This is a genomic window from Actinobacillus equuli, from assembly GCF_900636745.1.
Lineage (GTDB): Bacteria > Pseudomonadota > Gammaproteobacteria > Enterobacterales > Pasteurellaceae > Actinobacillus > Actinobacillus equuli.
Window position 1 is genome coordinate 2,299,130 of sequence record NZ_LR134310.1, and the last position, 14,176, is coordinate 2,313,305.

General features: G+C 39.4%; 14 protein-coding genes and 1 tRNA gene. 6 read left to right on the forward strand and 9 right to left on the reverse strand.

The window, feature by feature from the left end:
• Positions 1 to 32: 32 nt before the first annotated feature.
• Positions 33 to 788 (reverse strand): class I SAM-dependent methyltransferase, encoded by a 756-nt coding sequence (locus EL121_RS10825; protein ID WP_039196690.1) that lies wholly within the window; start codon positions 786 to 788, stop codon positions 33 to 35.
• Between the two features lie 177 nt (positions 789 to 965).
• On the opposite strand from EL121_RS10825, the gene EL121_RS10830 reads away from it, so the two are divergent.
• A complete protein-coding gene (locus EL121_RS10830; protein ID WP_039196691.1) occupies positions 966 to 1,211 on the forward strand; it encodes an alternative ribosome-rescue factor A in 246 nt (81 codons plus the stop codon).
• A 48-nt stretch (positions 1,212 to 1,259) separates the two neighbouring features.
• Here the strand turns inward: EL121_RS10830 and EL121_RS10835 are convergent.
• The 5 genes from EL121_RS10835 to EL121_RS10855 form a co-directional block, all read right to left on the reverse strand.
• A tRNA-Val gene (locus EL121_RS10835) sits at positions 1,260 to 1,336 on the reverse strand.
• A gap of 63 nt (positions 1,337 to 1,399) precedes the next feature.
• Complete coding sequence (gene apaH, locus EL121_RS10840) at positions 1,400 to 2,212, reverse strand: bis(5'-nucleosyl)-tetraphosphatase (symmetrical) ApaH (protein ID WP_039196693.1); 813 nt, start codon at positions 2,210 to 2,212, stop codon at positions 1,400 to 1,402.
• Positions 2,213 to 2,240: 28 nt separating this feature from the next.
• Complete coding sequence (locus EL121_RS10845; RefSeq protein ID WP_039196695.1) at positions 2,241 to 2,927, reverse strand: LrgB family protein; 687 nt, start codon at positions 2,925 to 2,927, stop codon at positions 2,241 to 2,243.
• Positions 2,924 to 3,295 carry a CidA/LrgA family protein gene (locus tag EL121_RS10850; RefSeq protein ID WP_039196696.1) on the reverse strand — a complete coding sequence of 124 codons (372 nt, stop codon included), beginning with the start codon at positions 3,293 to 3,295 and terminating at the stop codon, positions 2,924 to 2,926. The genes EL121_RS10845 and EL121_RS10850 overlap by 4 nt, the downstream gene beginning before the upstream one ends.
• 74 nt (positions 3,296 to 3,369) lie before the next feature.
• Positions 3,370 to 5,346 (reverse strand): exoribonuclease II, encoded by a 1,977-nt coding sequence (locus EL121_RS10855; RefSeq protein WP_039196697.1) that lies wholly within the window; start codon positions 5,344 to 5,346, stop codon positions 3,370 to 3,372.
• Positions 5,347 to 5,545: 199 nt separating this feature from the next.
• Between EL121_RS10855 and EL121_RS10860 the strand changes: the two genes are divergently transcribed.
• Together EL121_RS10860 and EL121_RS10865 are read left to right on the forward strand one after the other, a co-directional pair.
• Positions 5,546 to 5,827, forward strand: coding sequence for a Bor family protein (locus EL121_RS10860; protein ID WP_269419895.1), 282 nt, complete (start codon positions 5,546 to 5,548; stop codon positions 5,825 to 5,827).
• A gap of 23 nt (positions 5,828 to 5,850) precedes the next feature.
• Positions 5,851 to 6,144: a Bor/Iss family lipoprotein gene (locus EL121_RS10865; protein WP_039196699.1), complete on the forward strand. Its 294-nt coding sequence runs from the start codon at positions 5,851 to 5,853 to the stop codon at positions 6,142 to 6,144.
• A gap of 69 nt (positions 6,145 to 6,213) precedes the next feature.
• On the opposite strand, the gene EL121_RS10870 is transcribed toward EL121_RS10865, so the two are convergent.
• The 3 genes from EL121_RS10870 to EL121_RS10880 form a co-directional block, all read right to left on the reverse strand.
• A complete protein-coding gene (locus EL121_RS10870; RefSeq protein WP_014991402.1) occupies positions 6,214 to 7,002 on the reverse strand; it encodes an enoyl-ACP reductase FabI in 789 nt (262 codons plus the stop codon).
• A 205-nt stretch (positions 7,003 to 7,207) separates the two neighbouring features.
• Positions 7,208 to 7,936 (reverse strand): carboxy-S-adenosyl-L-methionine synthase CmoA, encoded by a 729-nt coding sequence (gene cmoA, locus EL121_RS10875; RefSeq protein ID WP_039196700.1) that lies wholly within the window; start codon positions 7,934 to 7,936, stop codon positions 7,208 to 7,210.
• Between the two features lie 6 nt (positions 7,937 to 7,942).
• Positions 7,943 to 8,728, reverse strand: coding sequence for an alpha/beta fold hydrolase (locus tag EL121_RS10880; protein ID WP_039196701.1), 786 nt, complete (start codon positions 8,726 to 8,728; stop codon positions 7,943 to 7,945).
• 123 nt (positions 8,729 to 8,851) lie between these two features.
• On the opposite strand from EL121_RS10880, the gene seqA reads away from it, so the two are divergent.
• The 3 genes from seqA to mscK are packed head-to-tail and all read left to right on the forward strand — an operon-like array spanning position 8,852 to position 14,174.
• Positions 8,852 to 9,412, forward strand: coding sequence for a replication initiation negative regulator SeqA (gene seqA, locus EL121_RS10885; RefSeq protein ID WP_039196702.1), 561 nt, complete (start codon positions 8,852 to 8,854; stop codon positions 9,410 to 9,412).
• 9 nt (positions 9,413 to 9,421) lie between these two features.
• Positions 9,422 to 10,849, forward strand: coding sequence for an o-succinylbenzoate--CoA ligase (gene menE / locus EL121_RS10890; protein ID WP_039196703.1), 1,428 nt, complete (start codon positions 9,422 to 9,424; stop codon positions 10,847 to 10,849).
• The gene (mscK, locus tag EL121_RS10895; protein ID WP_039196704.1) at positions 10,830 to 14,174 is read left to right on the forward strand and encodes a mechanosensitive channel MscK; all 3,345 of its coding nucleotides are present in this window, start codon (positions 10,830 to 10,832) and stop codon (positions 14,172 to 14,174) included. Before menE ends, mscK begins: the two co-directional genes overlap by 20 nt.
• The last annotated feature ends 2 nt before the right edge of the window (positions 14,175 to 14,176 follow it).

Here is a 14,176-nt window from a genome sequence, read left to right on the forward strand (position 1 = left end):
AAATCCTTCTACGTGATGTAGAAGGATTTACATTATTTTTGGCTACAAACGGCAATAAAACCCAGCTTATTTTCCGGATCATTAAAGGTTTGGAACATTTTCTTAAACGTATCGCGATTTTCAGGTTTTAGCGCATTGCCGACAATTTTCATTGCACCTAACACGCCTTCATCATGAATTAAACCTTTAGGAGAAAGTAACGTCATTTCACCTGAATAAGCATCCACGTTACGGAAACCACATTCGTGGAATAAGTTTTTCCAACCCTCTTTGGTTAATGGTGTCACTGTAAGATTAATCGCTTCTCTTAATGATTGAATCACCGTTTCCGCATCTTCGGTATTTAGCATGACATCATGGGTTAGTAAAAAACCACCCGGCTTTAATACACGAATATATTCACGAATCGCTTTTTCTTTTGCTTCAATTGGCAACATGGTTAACATTGCTTCATTGATCACAATATCAAACGAATTATCTTCGAACGGCAATTTCGTTGCATTGGCACGCTGAACTTGTACAAGATTTTCAACTTCGTGCTCTTTAATATTCACACGTGCTTTATCAAGTGCTTCTTCATCTAAATCAATGCCCGTGATATGGCAGCCATATTGTTTAGCGATTTGAATAGCAGTTGTACACATATTGCATGCGACTTCTAATACTTTTTTATCTTTGTTAAAATCACCATTCGCAATGAGCCAATCAGTCGCTAATTTACCACCCGGACGTAAGCGAGTTTTGCCAAGACGGGCTAAAAAATTATGTCCTACTTCTTCTTTTTTCATAGAAACCTCTCTGCATTTATCTGCAAAATTTTGAGAAAATTTAACCGCTTGTATAACGGATATTTAAAGGATTATACCGAAGTTTTCATGATTCTTATATACACGAATCATAAAATTTGGCATCATATTGCGTGTAATTTATGCATTAATTATGTAATCAAATAAAAAGGAAACAAAATGAAAAAATCATTAAAAACAATAATCTATAATCATCATCGGGGAGAAATTCACGAGAGCGCAATAAAAGCATTAGTTACCGACCCATTATTTAAAAGTCGTGTTGAGCGAAACCGAAAAGGCAAAGGGAGTTATCAACGAAACACAAAACATCGCAAAGCAGGTTATGAGCGAAGCGAAAGCCCATTTAAAAATGTTCTGATGAGCAATTTTAAATGGGCTTTTTTATTAGCATTTAGCAAGTAATTATGCATAAAAAAATCCCTTGTCTTTCGACAAGGGATTAGAATTTTATGGTGCGACTAGCTGGACTTGAACCAGTGACCCCCACCATGTCAAGGTGGTGCTCTAACCAACTGAGCTATAGTCGCATAATTGAGATGAATTCTAATGGAAAATGCGAAGGATGACAAGGCTTCACGTTTCGTTTGATTTTATTTTAAGCGTTCTTGGGTAAAGAATTGTTTATCTTCCCAACGGATCATAGTTAAGTGATTGCCCCAAGCACAGCCGGTGTCTAAGGCGTAGATATTCGGTTTGTCCGCTTTGCCCATTAAACTCGCCCAGTGGCCAAAAATGATCTCCTGCTGATTAAATAGCGGATTGTCTAGTTCGAACCAAGGTTTTAATTCGCTTGGTGCGTCTTCAACCGGTAATTTACAGGCAAAATCCAACCGCTTGTCGGCATAGCAAAAACGCATACGGGTAAAGACATTAATAATATATCGCCAACGTTCGATACCTTGCCATTCGGTAGACCAATGATCCGGCGTATTTTCATACATTTGGGCGATATAGTCGGCATAATCATCACTTTGTAAAACGGCTTCCGCTTCTCTGGCACAAGCGATGGTTTCTGCTAAATTCCATTCAGGACTGATACCGGCGTGAGCCAGTAAGAATCCATGAGTCGGATGCTGAATAAGAAGCGGTTGGTTTCTCAACCAATTTTGCAAATCAGCACAATCTTCCGCTTCAAAAATCGCATCCACCTGATCGCTGGGCTTCACTTTTTTGATACCGAGTAACGTAGCGAGCAAGTGCAGATCGTGATTACCTAAAATGGTTTTTGCACTATTTTTCGGATCTTTCACAAAGCGCAAACACTCCAACGATTTTGCACCTCGGGCAACTAAATCACCGGTTAGCCACAGTTCGTCTTGTGCCGGATTGTAATTAACTTGTTTGAGTAGCAGTTGTAACTCATCAAAACAGCCATGTAAATCGCCAACAATATAAGTTGCCATCATATCCTCTCAAGTTATAAATGAAAAACTATATTAACCATTTTACTGCTAAATGGAAAATCGGTGGTGCGATAAATGAAGAAAGTAAGCCGCAAATCACTAAAGCTAATGAACTATAACTCGCTGATTTTGTGTTGAGTTCCATACAACGAGCGGTACCAAGAGCATGAGACGCAATACCTAAACTCATACCGATTGCTTGCGGATTAGTAATACGAGCTAACTTTAGAATCGGTACACCTAACACGGCGCCTAATAAACCTGCAACCATCACTCCGACAGCGCTTAAGGCAAATTCGCCGCCGATTTCACCGGTAATCACTAATGCAAGCGGCATGGTTACTGACTTTGGCATCAATGCGGCAACAATATCTTGTGTGCCGCCCAATAATAGTGCTAATAACATTCCGCTACACATTGAAACGAGCGTACCAAGTAACAAAATAAAGCTGATTGCTTTCCAGCGTTGGCGAATTTGTGGAAATTGTTCATAAAGCGGAATCGCAAGAGCAACAATTGCCAAACCTAGAAAATGGCTGAGCGGAGAAGTACCTTGTTGATATTCTTTATATGGAATTTGAAAAATGACTAAGATCGCCACCAGCAATAACAGGGTTAATAAAAAAGGATTCAGTAACGAAATCGCTAACTTTTTACTGAGTTTCACACTGAGGAAAAAGACAACTATAGTCAGTAAGGTATAAAGATAAATCATTGTTCATCCTCCGAATATTTGAATAAGCGTTGTGCTACCCAACCGACTACAATAATAGTAATTATTGTGCTGAGGATATTGGAAATAATTAGCGAGGAAAAATAACGAACTAAAATCTCGACGTATTCAATCATACCCACACAAATCGGCAGAAAAACCAGAGGCATATAACGGTTTAGGAAACGTCCCGTCGGTAGTACCCATTCCAATTTGATTAAGCCTGTAATAAGCGTAACAAATAAGACAAGTAAACCCCAAATACTATCCGGAATAGCGATAGGAATGAGCGTATTTAACCCTTTGCCGAGATAAAGCATTGCCCATAAAATCGCTAAAGAAAGAGCAAAGCCGATAATGTTCTTTTGCATAAAGCCTCATGTGATAAGCGGTCAAATTTGACGAAAACTTTGCAAAAAATTCCCGAAATTTGACCGCTTGCCGATTAGATGATGTTTCCCACAATCGAACGTGTTTCTAAACGTACTTCGGTGAGTTTGACTTTAACCGCCTGTCCAATTTGGTAAGCTTTTTCGCCTTTAATGTAAAGTGCGATTTCTTCCGGACGGAATTCCATTTCTTCTTTTTTATCGTGAATGGTTGAGAACGGCACAAAAATTTGTGCGCCATTTGCGATGACTTTCGCTCGTACACCGCCACGAGAAACATCCGCAATTTCACAGTCAAATTCGACCGCTTGCTCTACCATTGGAAACAGGTAGCGAGCATAAAGCCAATCAGCGATATCACGTTCCACCAAACGGTTTTGACGGCGAGCTTCTTGTAAGCGAACTAAGATGCTTTCTTCCACCGCTTTCGCCTGCTTGCCAAGTAATACTTGCTTGATTAAGCGATGGTTCACCATGTCACCGTATTTACGAATTGGTGAGGTCCAAGTTGCATAATGGCTGATCCCTAAACCGAGATGCGGTGCAACTTCCGATTTAAATTCTGCAAAAGTGAGGTAGCGGCGTAAACGAAGCTCTAAGAATTTCTCCGGAAACTCGTCAATTGAACGACGCATTTCGCAATAACCTTCAAGCGTTGCCAGTTTTTCCGGCGTATATAATGCCGTCAGTGCTTCACGGTTTTCGTCAGTGGCTAACGTATCCAGTAAGAATTTTTGCGCTAATTCTAAATTTTTCGGATCAAAGCCGGCGTGGGTATTAAATACGCCTGTTTTTGCATTATCGGCTAAGAATTTCGCACAGCAAATATTGGCAATGATCATCGATTCTTCGATCATTTGATTTGCGATACGGCGGTATTCTACGTGGATATCACGCACTGAGCCGTCTTCATTTAATTCAAATGAGTAATCGCCGGATTCTTTAAATAACAGCGCATTGCTACGGCGCCATTCGATGCGAGCAAGAGTAAATTGGTGTAACCAATCAATTTGTTGTTTGGTTTCCGCACTATCAGGTTGCCATGCATTTTCAACATTTTCGAGGTAATCCGATACGTTGTCGTAAGCTAATTTCGCTTTGCTTTCCACCCATGCTGAAACAAAACGAGTACCGCCAATAATATTACCAGCTAAATCGGTTTCGATATAACCGACTAACGCCGGACGTTTTTCATTTGGTACGAGAGAACAGAGATCGTCTGACAACTCACGAGGTAACATCGGAATATTGAAACCCGGTAAATAGTTGGTAAAACAGCGTTGGCGAGCGGCTTTTTCGATATTTGAATTTTCTGGAATATAGGCGGTCGGATCGGCAATCGCTACCACTAAACGCCAACCGGTTTGTTCTTCGCCTTGTTTGATTGGCTCGATGTATAGCGCATCGTCCATATCTTGTGTGCTTGGACTGTCGATCGTAGTGAAATAGAGTGAAGTGAGATCTTCACGATCTAATTCATCGTGTAATTCATAGCTTTTCTCATTCGCTACCGGTTCACGAGGCTGTTCGTGACGAGCTAATGTGACCCACCATGGGGCGAAATTATCGTCCGCTTTACAGATAAATTGAGTGACTTGAGCAAATAAGAAACGATCATCACGTAACGGGTGAGTTTTGAGTTGCGCCACTACCCAGTCACCGTTTTCCAATGTCTCACTGACCTTTTTATGCGTATTTGCCGGAATGATATTTTTAATGCTTGGGTGATCGACAATAAGTTGTAATTTATTATCTTTGTTAAAACGCACTTGTGCAATAAAGCGATCAAGCATCGGTTCAAGTAAACTATCGATTTCTACCTGTTCTTTGTCGCCTTCACGTTTTACTACGGCTTTCACTTTATCGCCGTGCATCACTTTTTTCATTTCCATCGGTGGAATGAAATAACTTTTCTTGTCACATTCTAAAAAACCGAATGCTTTATCCGAAGCTTTAACCGTACCTTCTACATATTCTTTATTTGCCTCAATTTGTTGTTTTAATTGGGCAAGTAACGGGTTGTCTTGAAACATAAATTCTCGCTATAAAAATAAAAAAGGTGCAGCCAGCATAGTTGCACCATCAAAATTGTTAAGGATTATAGCGAAATTTACTTAATTTGGGCAAATTGTTATTTTATCTAGAGTAAGTATAAATTAAAATTTATTGATTTTTTGTAAAAAATCTCTAGACTGGTAAAAGCATTTATTTTTTATTACATAAAGAGGTTTAATGATGAGAAAATTATTCTCAATAATTGCTGTGTGTTCTTTAGCTGCTTGTTCAACTCAAACATTAGAAATTGCACCGGCTAAAGAAGCTCAATATGACCGAGTACAACATTTCTTTGTTAGTGGTTTAGCTCAAAAGCAAGAATTAGACGCAGCAGAAATTTGTGGTGGGGCAAATAAAGTAGGTAAAGTTGAAACGGAAACTACTTTCTTTAATGGTCTATTGCATATGATTACTTATGGTATCTACTCACCTCGCCAGATTCGAGTTTATTGCAATTAATTCAGATATTTAAGGAGTCCAAAATGAAAAAATCACTTGCTATTTCTGTATTAATGGCATTAGTAACGGGTTGTTCTACCCAAACAGCGCATATCGCAGGCAAAGTAACAGATAATATTAAACCGACAACAAGTGTGAACCAACATTTCTTTGTTTTTGGTATTGGTCAACAAGAGACATTGAATGTTCGTGAGATTTGTGGTTCTGCTGATAAAGTAAATCAAGTTGAAACAGTGTTTTCTGGTACAAATGTCTTAGTGAGTGTTCTTACAATTGGTATTTATATGCCTCGAACTGCTAATGTTTATTGTAAATAATATATATTAGCCAAACAAAAACGGACGCTATTGCGTCCGTTTTTGTTTATAAGCGGTTATATTTTGCAATTACTCTTCGCCTAATTCACCCATTGCAGTAATGCTGAAACCTGCATCAACGTGTAATACTTCACCGGTTACACCTGAAGCTAAGTCTGAACATAAGAACGCCGCTGAGTTACCTACATCATCGATTGTTACGGTACGGCGTAATGCTGCGGTTTGTTCAAATGCCGCTAACATTTTCTTGAAGTTTTTGATACCTGATGCCGCAAGTGTACGGATTGGACCTGCTGAGATTGCATTTACACGGATACCGTCTTTACCTAAATCCGCCGCCATTACACGTGTCGCCGCTTCTAATGAAGCTTTTGCTAAACACATTACGTTGTAGTTAGGAATCGCACGTTCCGCACCTAGGTAGCTTAAGGTTAAAAGTGCCGCATTTTCGTTTAAGTATGGGCGCGCTGCTTGTGCCATTGCGACGAAGCTATATGCACTGATATCGTGTGCGATACGGTAGCCTTCACGTGTTGCTGCGTTTACATAATCACCGTCTAATTGATCGCCCGGTGCGAATGCGATTGCGTGTACGAAACCGTCAAATTTTTCCCACTTTTTGCTTAATTCGGTAAAGCAGTTTTGGATTGATTCGTCTGTTGCTACATCTAATGGTAATACGATGTCTGAACCGAATTCTTTAGCAAACTCTTCAACACGCGGTTGTAATTTATCGTTTAAATAAGTGAATGCAAGTTCTGCGCCTTGTGCTTTCATTGCTTTTGCAATGCCGTATGCGATAGAACGGTTGCTTGCAAGACCCGTTACTAAAATGCGTTTACCTGTTAAAAAGCTCATGCTGGATTCCTTTTGAACATTATCGAAGCGTGGATTACGCTTACTTCATATAAAACAAAGGGCGTATGCGATACGCCCCTACGAAATTTTGCGGATTATACCGAAAAAACGACCGCTTGCGCAAATTTCCTGAGATTTCAGGCTTAGTAAGCGGTCTGATCCGAGCAGTTTTTTGCAAAATTTTTGATGAATTTGACCGCTTGATCTATTTGACCGCAATCATTGAACCGAAATTGAAACATTGAAACCAAAGTTCGATTTGGGAAAAGCCCGCTTGTTTTAAACGATCTTTATGGGTTTCAATACTATCGGTTAGCATCACATTTTCGAGAGCGGTACGTTTTTGGCTGACTTCAAGTTCGCTGTAACCGTTGGCACGTTTAAATGTGTGGTGTAGGTCAATGAGTAATTCATTCATTGTTTCATTGGCAAAGGTAAATTTTTCAGATAACACCAAAATACCGTTCGGGTTTAAGCCCTGATAAATTTTAGTCAGCAATTCAAGACGATCTGCGCGAGGTAAGAATTGCAGGGTAAAGTTTAGTACCACCATCGAAGCGTTTTTGATCTCGATATGGCGAATATCGTCACAAAGGATCTCCACAGGTACATCAGAGTGATAAGCATTGATATGCGAGCGGCAACGTTCTACCATCGGTTGAGAATTATCTACGCCAATAATTTTCACTTGGTTGGTTTGCAGATTACGGCGAATCGATAAAATCCCCGCTCCACGAGAACAACCTAAATCATAAACTTGCGATCCTTCGGTCACGAAACGTTGTGCCAACATACCGATTGCGGTAATGATATTCGAATAGCCCGGCACGGAACGTTGGATCATATCGGGAAACACTTCTGCAACCGATTCATCAAAAGTAAAATCACCGAGTTTTTCAATCGGTGCGGAAAAAATCGTATCTTTACTACTCATATCTTGTTATTCCTTGTCTAAAAATTTTTGAATGGCGCGAGCGACCGTTTCAGGTTTTTCGGCGTGTACCCAATGCTGTGCATTGGCAACGACAAACGATTTTGCCTGTGGAAATTGCTTCAAAATCGTTTCTGTGTCTTTCGCTTGAATATAATCGGATGCACCGCCTTTAATAAATAAAGTCGGTTTATCAAAAAAGACTTCGCTCCAACCCATCAAATTTTCATAGTTGGCTTTAATTGCCGTTAAATTAAAGCGGAAATAGTCTGGTTTTTGCGGATCGAACGCTTTTAACATAAATTGTTGCTCGCCTTCGTCTTTCACATATTGCGCCAGTACGGTTTTGGCTTGTTGGCGGGTTGCCGGTTGAGCGGATTTAACGGCAAATAAACCGGCAAAATTATTGTCATGACGATGAGTTGGATTAGCAGTCGGCGCAATATCAATCACGACTAATTTTTCGACCAGAGCAGGTGCAATATCGGCTAAAGTCATTGCGGTTTTACCGCCCATCGAATGACCGATCACAATATTGTCCGCTAAATCTAAATGCTCTAACAATGCTTGTAGATCTTGCGCCATTAATTGGTAATTCATTTCATCGGAATGAAAAGATTGACCGTGATTGCGTAGATCCACACGTAAGATATTAAATTGCTCGCTAAATTGGCGGGCGATAATGCCCAAATTATTCATATCGCCGAATAATCCGTGCAGAAAAATCATCGTCTGCGCATCGGCTTTTTCCGTTGCCGGTTGGAATTGATAATTAAGATAAGTATTTTCTGTCATAAGTTGTTATTTTTTATTCAAATGTTTGGTTAAGATCCTGTAAAAAGATCTTGAATCTGTATTATAATGCCTAGAATTTTTTTCTAATCAAGTAAATCAAAACAAAAATATCAAGAGGTTAAGATGAAAACGATCGAAGTCGATGATGAATTATATCATTACATTGCAAGTAGAACCCAAGCAATTGGCGAAAGTGCGTCAGATATTTTACGTCGTCTGTTGCGTTTACCTTCATCACCACAACCTTTTGTACTGGTTCAACAAAACACAATTGATGAGCTGAAAGAATTAGCGAAACCGAAAGCGAAGGCGAAAAAGGAAGAGTTAATTGAAAAAGCGGTACAAAAAGTTGAGAAAGTTTTGAAATCGGATTCGTTTGTAAACGAAAATAAAAATGTCGCACGCTTTTTAATGTTACTTTCGGCGTTACATCATGCAAATGCTCAAGGTTTTGCTCAAGCAACAGAAGTGGTGACGGGGACGGAACGTACTTATTTCGGTACAAGTGAAGCGGCATTATTAAGTCATGGTAGCAGTGTAAAAGCGAAGCAGATTCCGGATTCACCGTTTTGGGTGGTGACCAATAATAATACCGCACGTAAAGGCTTGATTCTTACCGGTGTAATGGAATCTATGGAATTGCCAAAACACTTAATTGAACGTATTCGTATCTTATTTTCTTAATCGTCATTTATGGTAAATTTTTCCTTTTTCCCGACCGCTTATTGGGCAGTGAATGCTGCGCAGAGGCAAGCTATTGTGTGGGAAAAGGGAAATACCGATTATTTTCCCTTTCTTTCCTCCTCACTTAATTGGGCGGAGTTTCATCACTTAGTTTCACAAACGGCAAATTTACTCATCACTAAAGGCGTGAGAACCGACCAAGTTATTGCTTATTCAGGCACTCATCGATTAATCGGTTTGCTTTGTTATTGCTCCGTAATGACGATTGGCGCACGTATTTTGATGCTAAATCCGGCATTAAGTGAAAGCCAGCGTCAAACTATTCTAAGCACATATCAAATTGATATTTTGATTACCGATCAAGATTTTGCAAATTTTCAGCAAAATCAGACCGCTTACCTAAATTCAAATTGGGATAGTCATCGTCCGGCGACCCTTACTTTGACCTCCGGTTCATCCGGTATGCCGAAAGCGGTGGTGCATTCCGCCCAAAACCATTTAGAAAATGCTGAAGGTGTGTGTGAATTAATGCAATTTTGCCAAACCGATTCTTGGTTACTAAGTTTGCCGTTGTTTCATGTGTCCGGTCAAGGGATTGTCTGGAGATGGTTAGTGCAAGGTGCCACGTTAGTGGTGAATGAACAGAAAGATCAATTTTTTGCTTGTTTGGATCGTGTTTCGCACGCTTCATTGGTTCCTACTCAGTTGCAGCGTTATCTACAGACTAAAACGAAAAAAATTACCGAGACAAAGAAATTCTTATTAGGTGGCACTGCGATTCCCAAAACGTTAGTGGCGCAAGCGCAGCAGGTAGGTATTACGTGTTATTCAGGTTATGGAATGACGGAAATGGCATCAACTATTTGTGCGGTTGAAAATGAATTGGATAATGTCGGTTATCCGCTTAAAGGACGGAAAGTCAAATTAGTGAACGATGAAATTTGGGTTCAAGGTAGCGGTTTAGCGCTCGGTTATTTGCAAAAAAATGGTGAAATTCGACCGCTTGTAAATGACGAAGGATGGTTACCAACCAAAGATCGCGGTGAGTGGAACTCAACAGGTAAACTGGTGGTGAAAGGTCGATTGGATAATATGTTTATTTCCGGTGGTGAAAATATTCAGCCGGAAGATGTTGAAAAAGTTATCTATCAATCAGGTTTAGTGAGTCAAATCTTTGTTTTACCTGTCGAAGATGTAGAATTCGGTCAAAGACCTGTCGCAGTGGTGCAATTTATTTCACCTAATTTTGCAAAAAACTGTGAAAATTTGACCGCTTGGCTTGGCGATAAGCTCGAAAAATTTAAACAACCTATCGGTTATTATCCGCTTGAATATGTTCAGCCCCCGCAGCAGAGCAGTATAAAAATCTCACGTGTACAATTAAAAAACGCATTAACGCAATTATTAGGAAAATATCATGATCAAACGTCTGTTTAACCCTTTCTTATTTAGCCTGACCTTGGTGCTTAGTAGTCATACGCTTTGGGCAGCGGAGTTACCGACGGAAAAAGATCTCCAAGCGCAAATCGAAGAAACGAAAAAACTTGAACAGAATGAAGTTAATAAGTCTTTAATTCAAAGTTTGGAAGATACACAAGCGTTTTTAACACAAATCGCACAACAAAAAAGTGACAATAGCGCGTTAGAAAAAGAAATTAAAGGTGCGCAGATTGCATTACAAAGCAGTAAAGCGGATATCGCTAAATTACAGCATATTCCTCAAGTAACCCAAGACGCATTGGCTAAATATTCGGTTGATGAGTTACAGAAGCGTCTTGCTGCCGCTCAATTAAGTAGCCAGACGGTACAACAAGATTTAACCACCATTAACGGTAAATTGGTGGCGCAAAACTCTGCGCCAACGAAAGCACAAGCGGCATTAACGGCTAATGCAACACGTAAGCAAGAAATCAGTACTTTGCTAGGTAATGTAAATACCTCACAAGTGGAGAGAACCAAACTAGAAACGGAATTGGCATTACTTGAACTACAGAATGCCTATAATCAATTGTTGTTACGTGGTAGTGATGAGTTGACAGCACTCTACAATAGTCAGTTGGAAGAGAAAAAATTAGCACAACAAAATGTACAGAACGAGCTAAGCCAACTTCAAAATGCGATTAATACCAAGTTAGTTGAAGAATCTAAAAATAAGGTCGAACAGGCGGCACAATCACAGCAAGAAGGCACTACCTCAAATACAAATCCACTTATCATTAAGCAATTAGATCTTAATACGCGTATTAGTGAAGAATTACTGAGACAAACCACAGAGCTCACCCAACTATCACAGGATAATCTGCGGATTAAAGGGGTGCTTGATAACTTACAACAAACGCAGCGTAATATTGAAGAACAAATCAGCTCTTTGCAAGGGACGTTGGTGCTTTCTCGTATTATCAATAAACAAAGACAGTCTTTACCCCAAGATCAGATGGTGAAAGGTTTATCTAAGCAAATTGCCGATTTAAGGGTACGTGTTTTTGATCTTACCGAATTTAAAGACAGTATCTCTGATCCGAACGTCTATATTACGAAATTAGAGAAAGATGAAAAAACCGAACTGACCGCCAAAGAGAAAGAACAACTCAAAAATATCTTAGCGGAACGCTCAAAAATCTTAGCTGAAATGATTAAGTCGTTGAATAATCAGCTTAATTTATCGATCAATATCGAACTAAATCAGCAACAAGTTCAAACGATTAGTGATACGCTACAAAAGAAATTAGAGCAACAAAGTTTTTGGGTAAAAAGTAATAGCCCGATTGATTTGGATTGGTTTAAGAATTTTTTAGCGGTAGCGAGTTTCCAGTTAAACGATCTGGTTAAAAAATTCGATTTCTCCAATTGGAAAGATAATATTATTCCCGCAAGTATTTTCGAGATTTTACTTGCGTTAGGCGTATGTCTTATTTCTCGCCGTAAAGAGCAGATTAAGCAGCGTTTGGGCAAAATTAATTACAGTATGAAAACGGTCGCAACAGATAGCCAGTGGAATACGCCTCTCGCTATTTTTTGGACCTTGATTCTTTGTTTACCGAGTACCTTTATCTTCCTAATGGTATTTATTTTGGTGACCTACATTTGTTTCCAAGATCCTACAGAAGTATGGCCTTGGGGTTTAAAAATGTCCGGGTATTGGCTCTATTTTGCGTTTATGGTGGCAATGTTGCGCCCGAATGGGATTGGTTATCGTCATTTCAATATGCCGCAAAAAAGTAATGCGGTTTTCCGTGATATTTTAAAACGCTCGGTATGGGTAATTGGTCTAATGTTGAATACGGCGGTATTTAGTAATATCAATGAAATGGGTATTGCCTATGATGTGCTCGGGCAAGTTTTTACCATTATTGTGTTAATCAGCATTATTTTTATTGTTGCACCCGGATTTAGACAAGCGATTTCAATTTATCAAAATGTTGCCGCTGATGGAGAAAGTTCTCGTAACCTATTATTAAATATTGCTCGTGCAGTGCTATTTTTAGCACCTATCGCTTTAGTCGTCTTAATCGGTTTAGGTTATTACTATACTTCTTTAATCATTATAGAACATTTAGTTTCTACTTATTTTGCGGTAGTTACTTGGATTATTTTACGTAATGTGTTCTATCGTACGTTTAATGTTGCGTCACGTCGTTTAGCTTTTCGTCGCTTGCAAGAAAAACGAGAACAAGCGTTAGCTAAAGTGACGAATACGGAACAACAAGTCGCCCAATCGGAAGACGATATTCCATTTGAATTACATGACGACACGTTAGCTGTGAGCGAAATTAAAGATCAAATGTTAAAGGTAACCGATCTTTTATTGTGGGCGGCATTATTCGGGCTATTGTATTGGGTATGGTCGGATTTAGTTACCGTAGCCTATTATCTAAACGGTGTAACGCTTTGGCAGCAAGCGACAGACACTGCTAAAGGTGTGGTAATGGAATCCATTACCTTACTTAATCTGTTAGTGGCATTCGGCATCTTGTTTGTGACTTACGTTTTAATTCGTAACTTAAGCGGTTTATTAGAAGCGTTAGTGTTTTCTAATCTAAAACTTTCGCAAGGTACGCCTTATACGGTAACGACATTATTAACCTATTTATTAATCGTACTTGGCGCAACTTTTGCTTTTGCAACGCTAGGTATGTCTTGGTCTAAATTACAATGGTTATTTACCGCATTATCGGTTGGTTTAGGCTTCGGTATGCAAGAAATCTTTGCAAATTTTGTGTCGGGTATCATTATTCTATTTGAACGTCCGGTGCGTATCGGCGATATGATTACTATCGGCACGTTTAACGGCACAGTTTCTAAAATCCGCATTCGGGCGACAACGTTAATTGATAATGATAAAAAAGAAGTCATTGTACCGAATAAGGCGTTTATTACCGAGCGCATTGTTAACTGGGCGTTGACTACCTCTATGACTCGTTTAGTGATTCGAGTTGGGGTTGCGTATGGTTCGGATCTCGAATTAGTTAAACGTTTGCTATTACAGGCAGCGGAGGAAAACAGCAGCGTGTTGAAAGATCCTGCGCCGGTAGCGTATTTTTTAACCTTCGGAGCAAGTACATTAGATCATGAGTTACGTGTGCATGTCGGACAAATTCTAGATAGAACTCGTACGATTGATGAATTAAACAGACGCATTAATCAATTATTTGCCGAACATAATATTGAGATTGCCTTTAATCAATTGGATATCTTTATTAAAAATCAAGCAACCAATGAAGAAGTGAAATGGGCAACGGAAAAATTTAACGATAAGAATTAGAG

Bases quoted from the DNA above. Each gene is read 5' to 3' on its own strand.
- EL121_RS10845 (WP_039196695.1), bottom strand. From the start codon at position 2,927: ATGATTTATCTTTATACCTTACTGACTATAGTTGTCTTTTTCCTCAGT.
- EL121_RS10870 (WP_014991402.1), bottom strand. From the start codon at position 7,002: ATGAGCTTTTTAACAGGTAAACGCATTTTAGTAACGGGTCTTGCAAGC.
- EL121_RS10865 (WP_039196699.1), top strand. From the start codon at position 5,851: ATGAAAAAATCACTTGCTATTTCTGTATTAATGGCATTAGTAACGGGT.
- EL121_RS10855 (WP_039196697.1), bottom strand. From the start codon at position 5,346: ATGTTTCAAGACAACCCGTTACTTGCCCAATTAAAACAACAAATTGAG.
- seqA (WP_039196702.1), top strand. From the start codon at position 8,852: ATGAAAACGATCGAAGTCGATGATGAATTATATCATTACATTGCAAGT.
- menE (WP_039196703.1), top strand. From the start codon at position 9,422: ATGGTAAATTTTTCCTTTTTCCCGACCGCTTATTGGGCAGTGAATGCT.
- EL121_RS10850 (WP_039196696.1), bottom strand. From the start codon at position 3,295: ATGCAAAAGAACATTATCGGCTTTGCTCTTTCTTTAGCGATTTTATGG.
- EL121_RS10860 (WP_269419895.1), top strand. From the start codon at position 5,546: ATGATGAGAAAATTATTCTCAATAATTGCTGTGTGTTCTTTAGCTGCT.
- EL121_RS10830 (WP_039196691.1), top strand. From the start codon at position 966: ATGAAAAAATCATTAAAAACAATAATCTATAATCATCATCGGGGAGAA.
- cmoA (WP_039196700.1), bottom strand. From the start codon at position 7,936: ATGAGTAGTAAAGATACGATTTTTTCCGCACCGATTGAAAAACTCGGT.
- mscK (WP_039196704.1), top strand. From the start codon at position 10,830: ATGATCAAACGTCTGTTTAACCCTTTCTTATTTAGCCTGACCTTGGTG.
- EL121_RS10880 (WP_039196701.1), bottom strand. From the start codon at position 8,728: ATGACAGAAAATACTTATCTTAATTATCAATTCCAACCGGCAACGGAA.
- apaH (WP_039196693.1), bottom strand. From the start codon at position 2,212: ATGGCAACTTATATTGTTGGCGATTTACATGGCTGTTTTGATGAGTTA.
- EL121_RS10825 (WP_039196690.1), bottom strand. From the start codon at position 788: ATGAAAAAAGAAGAAGTAGGACATAATTTTTTAGCCCGTCTTGGCAAA.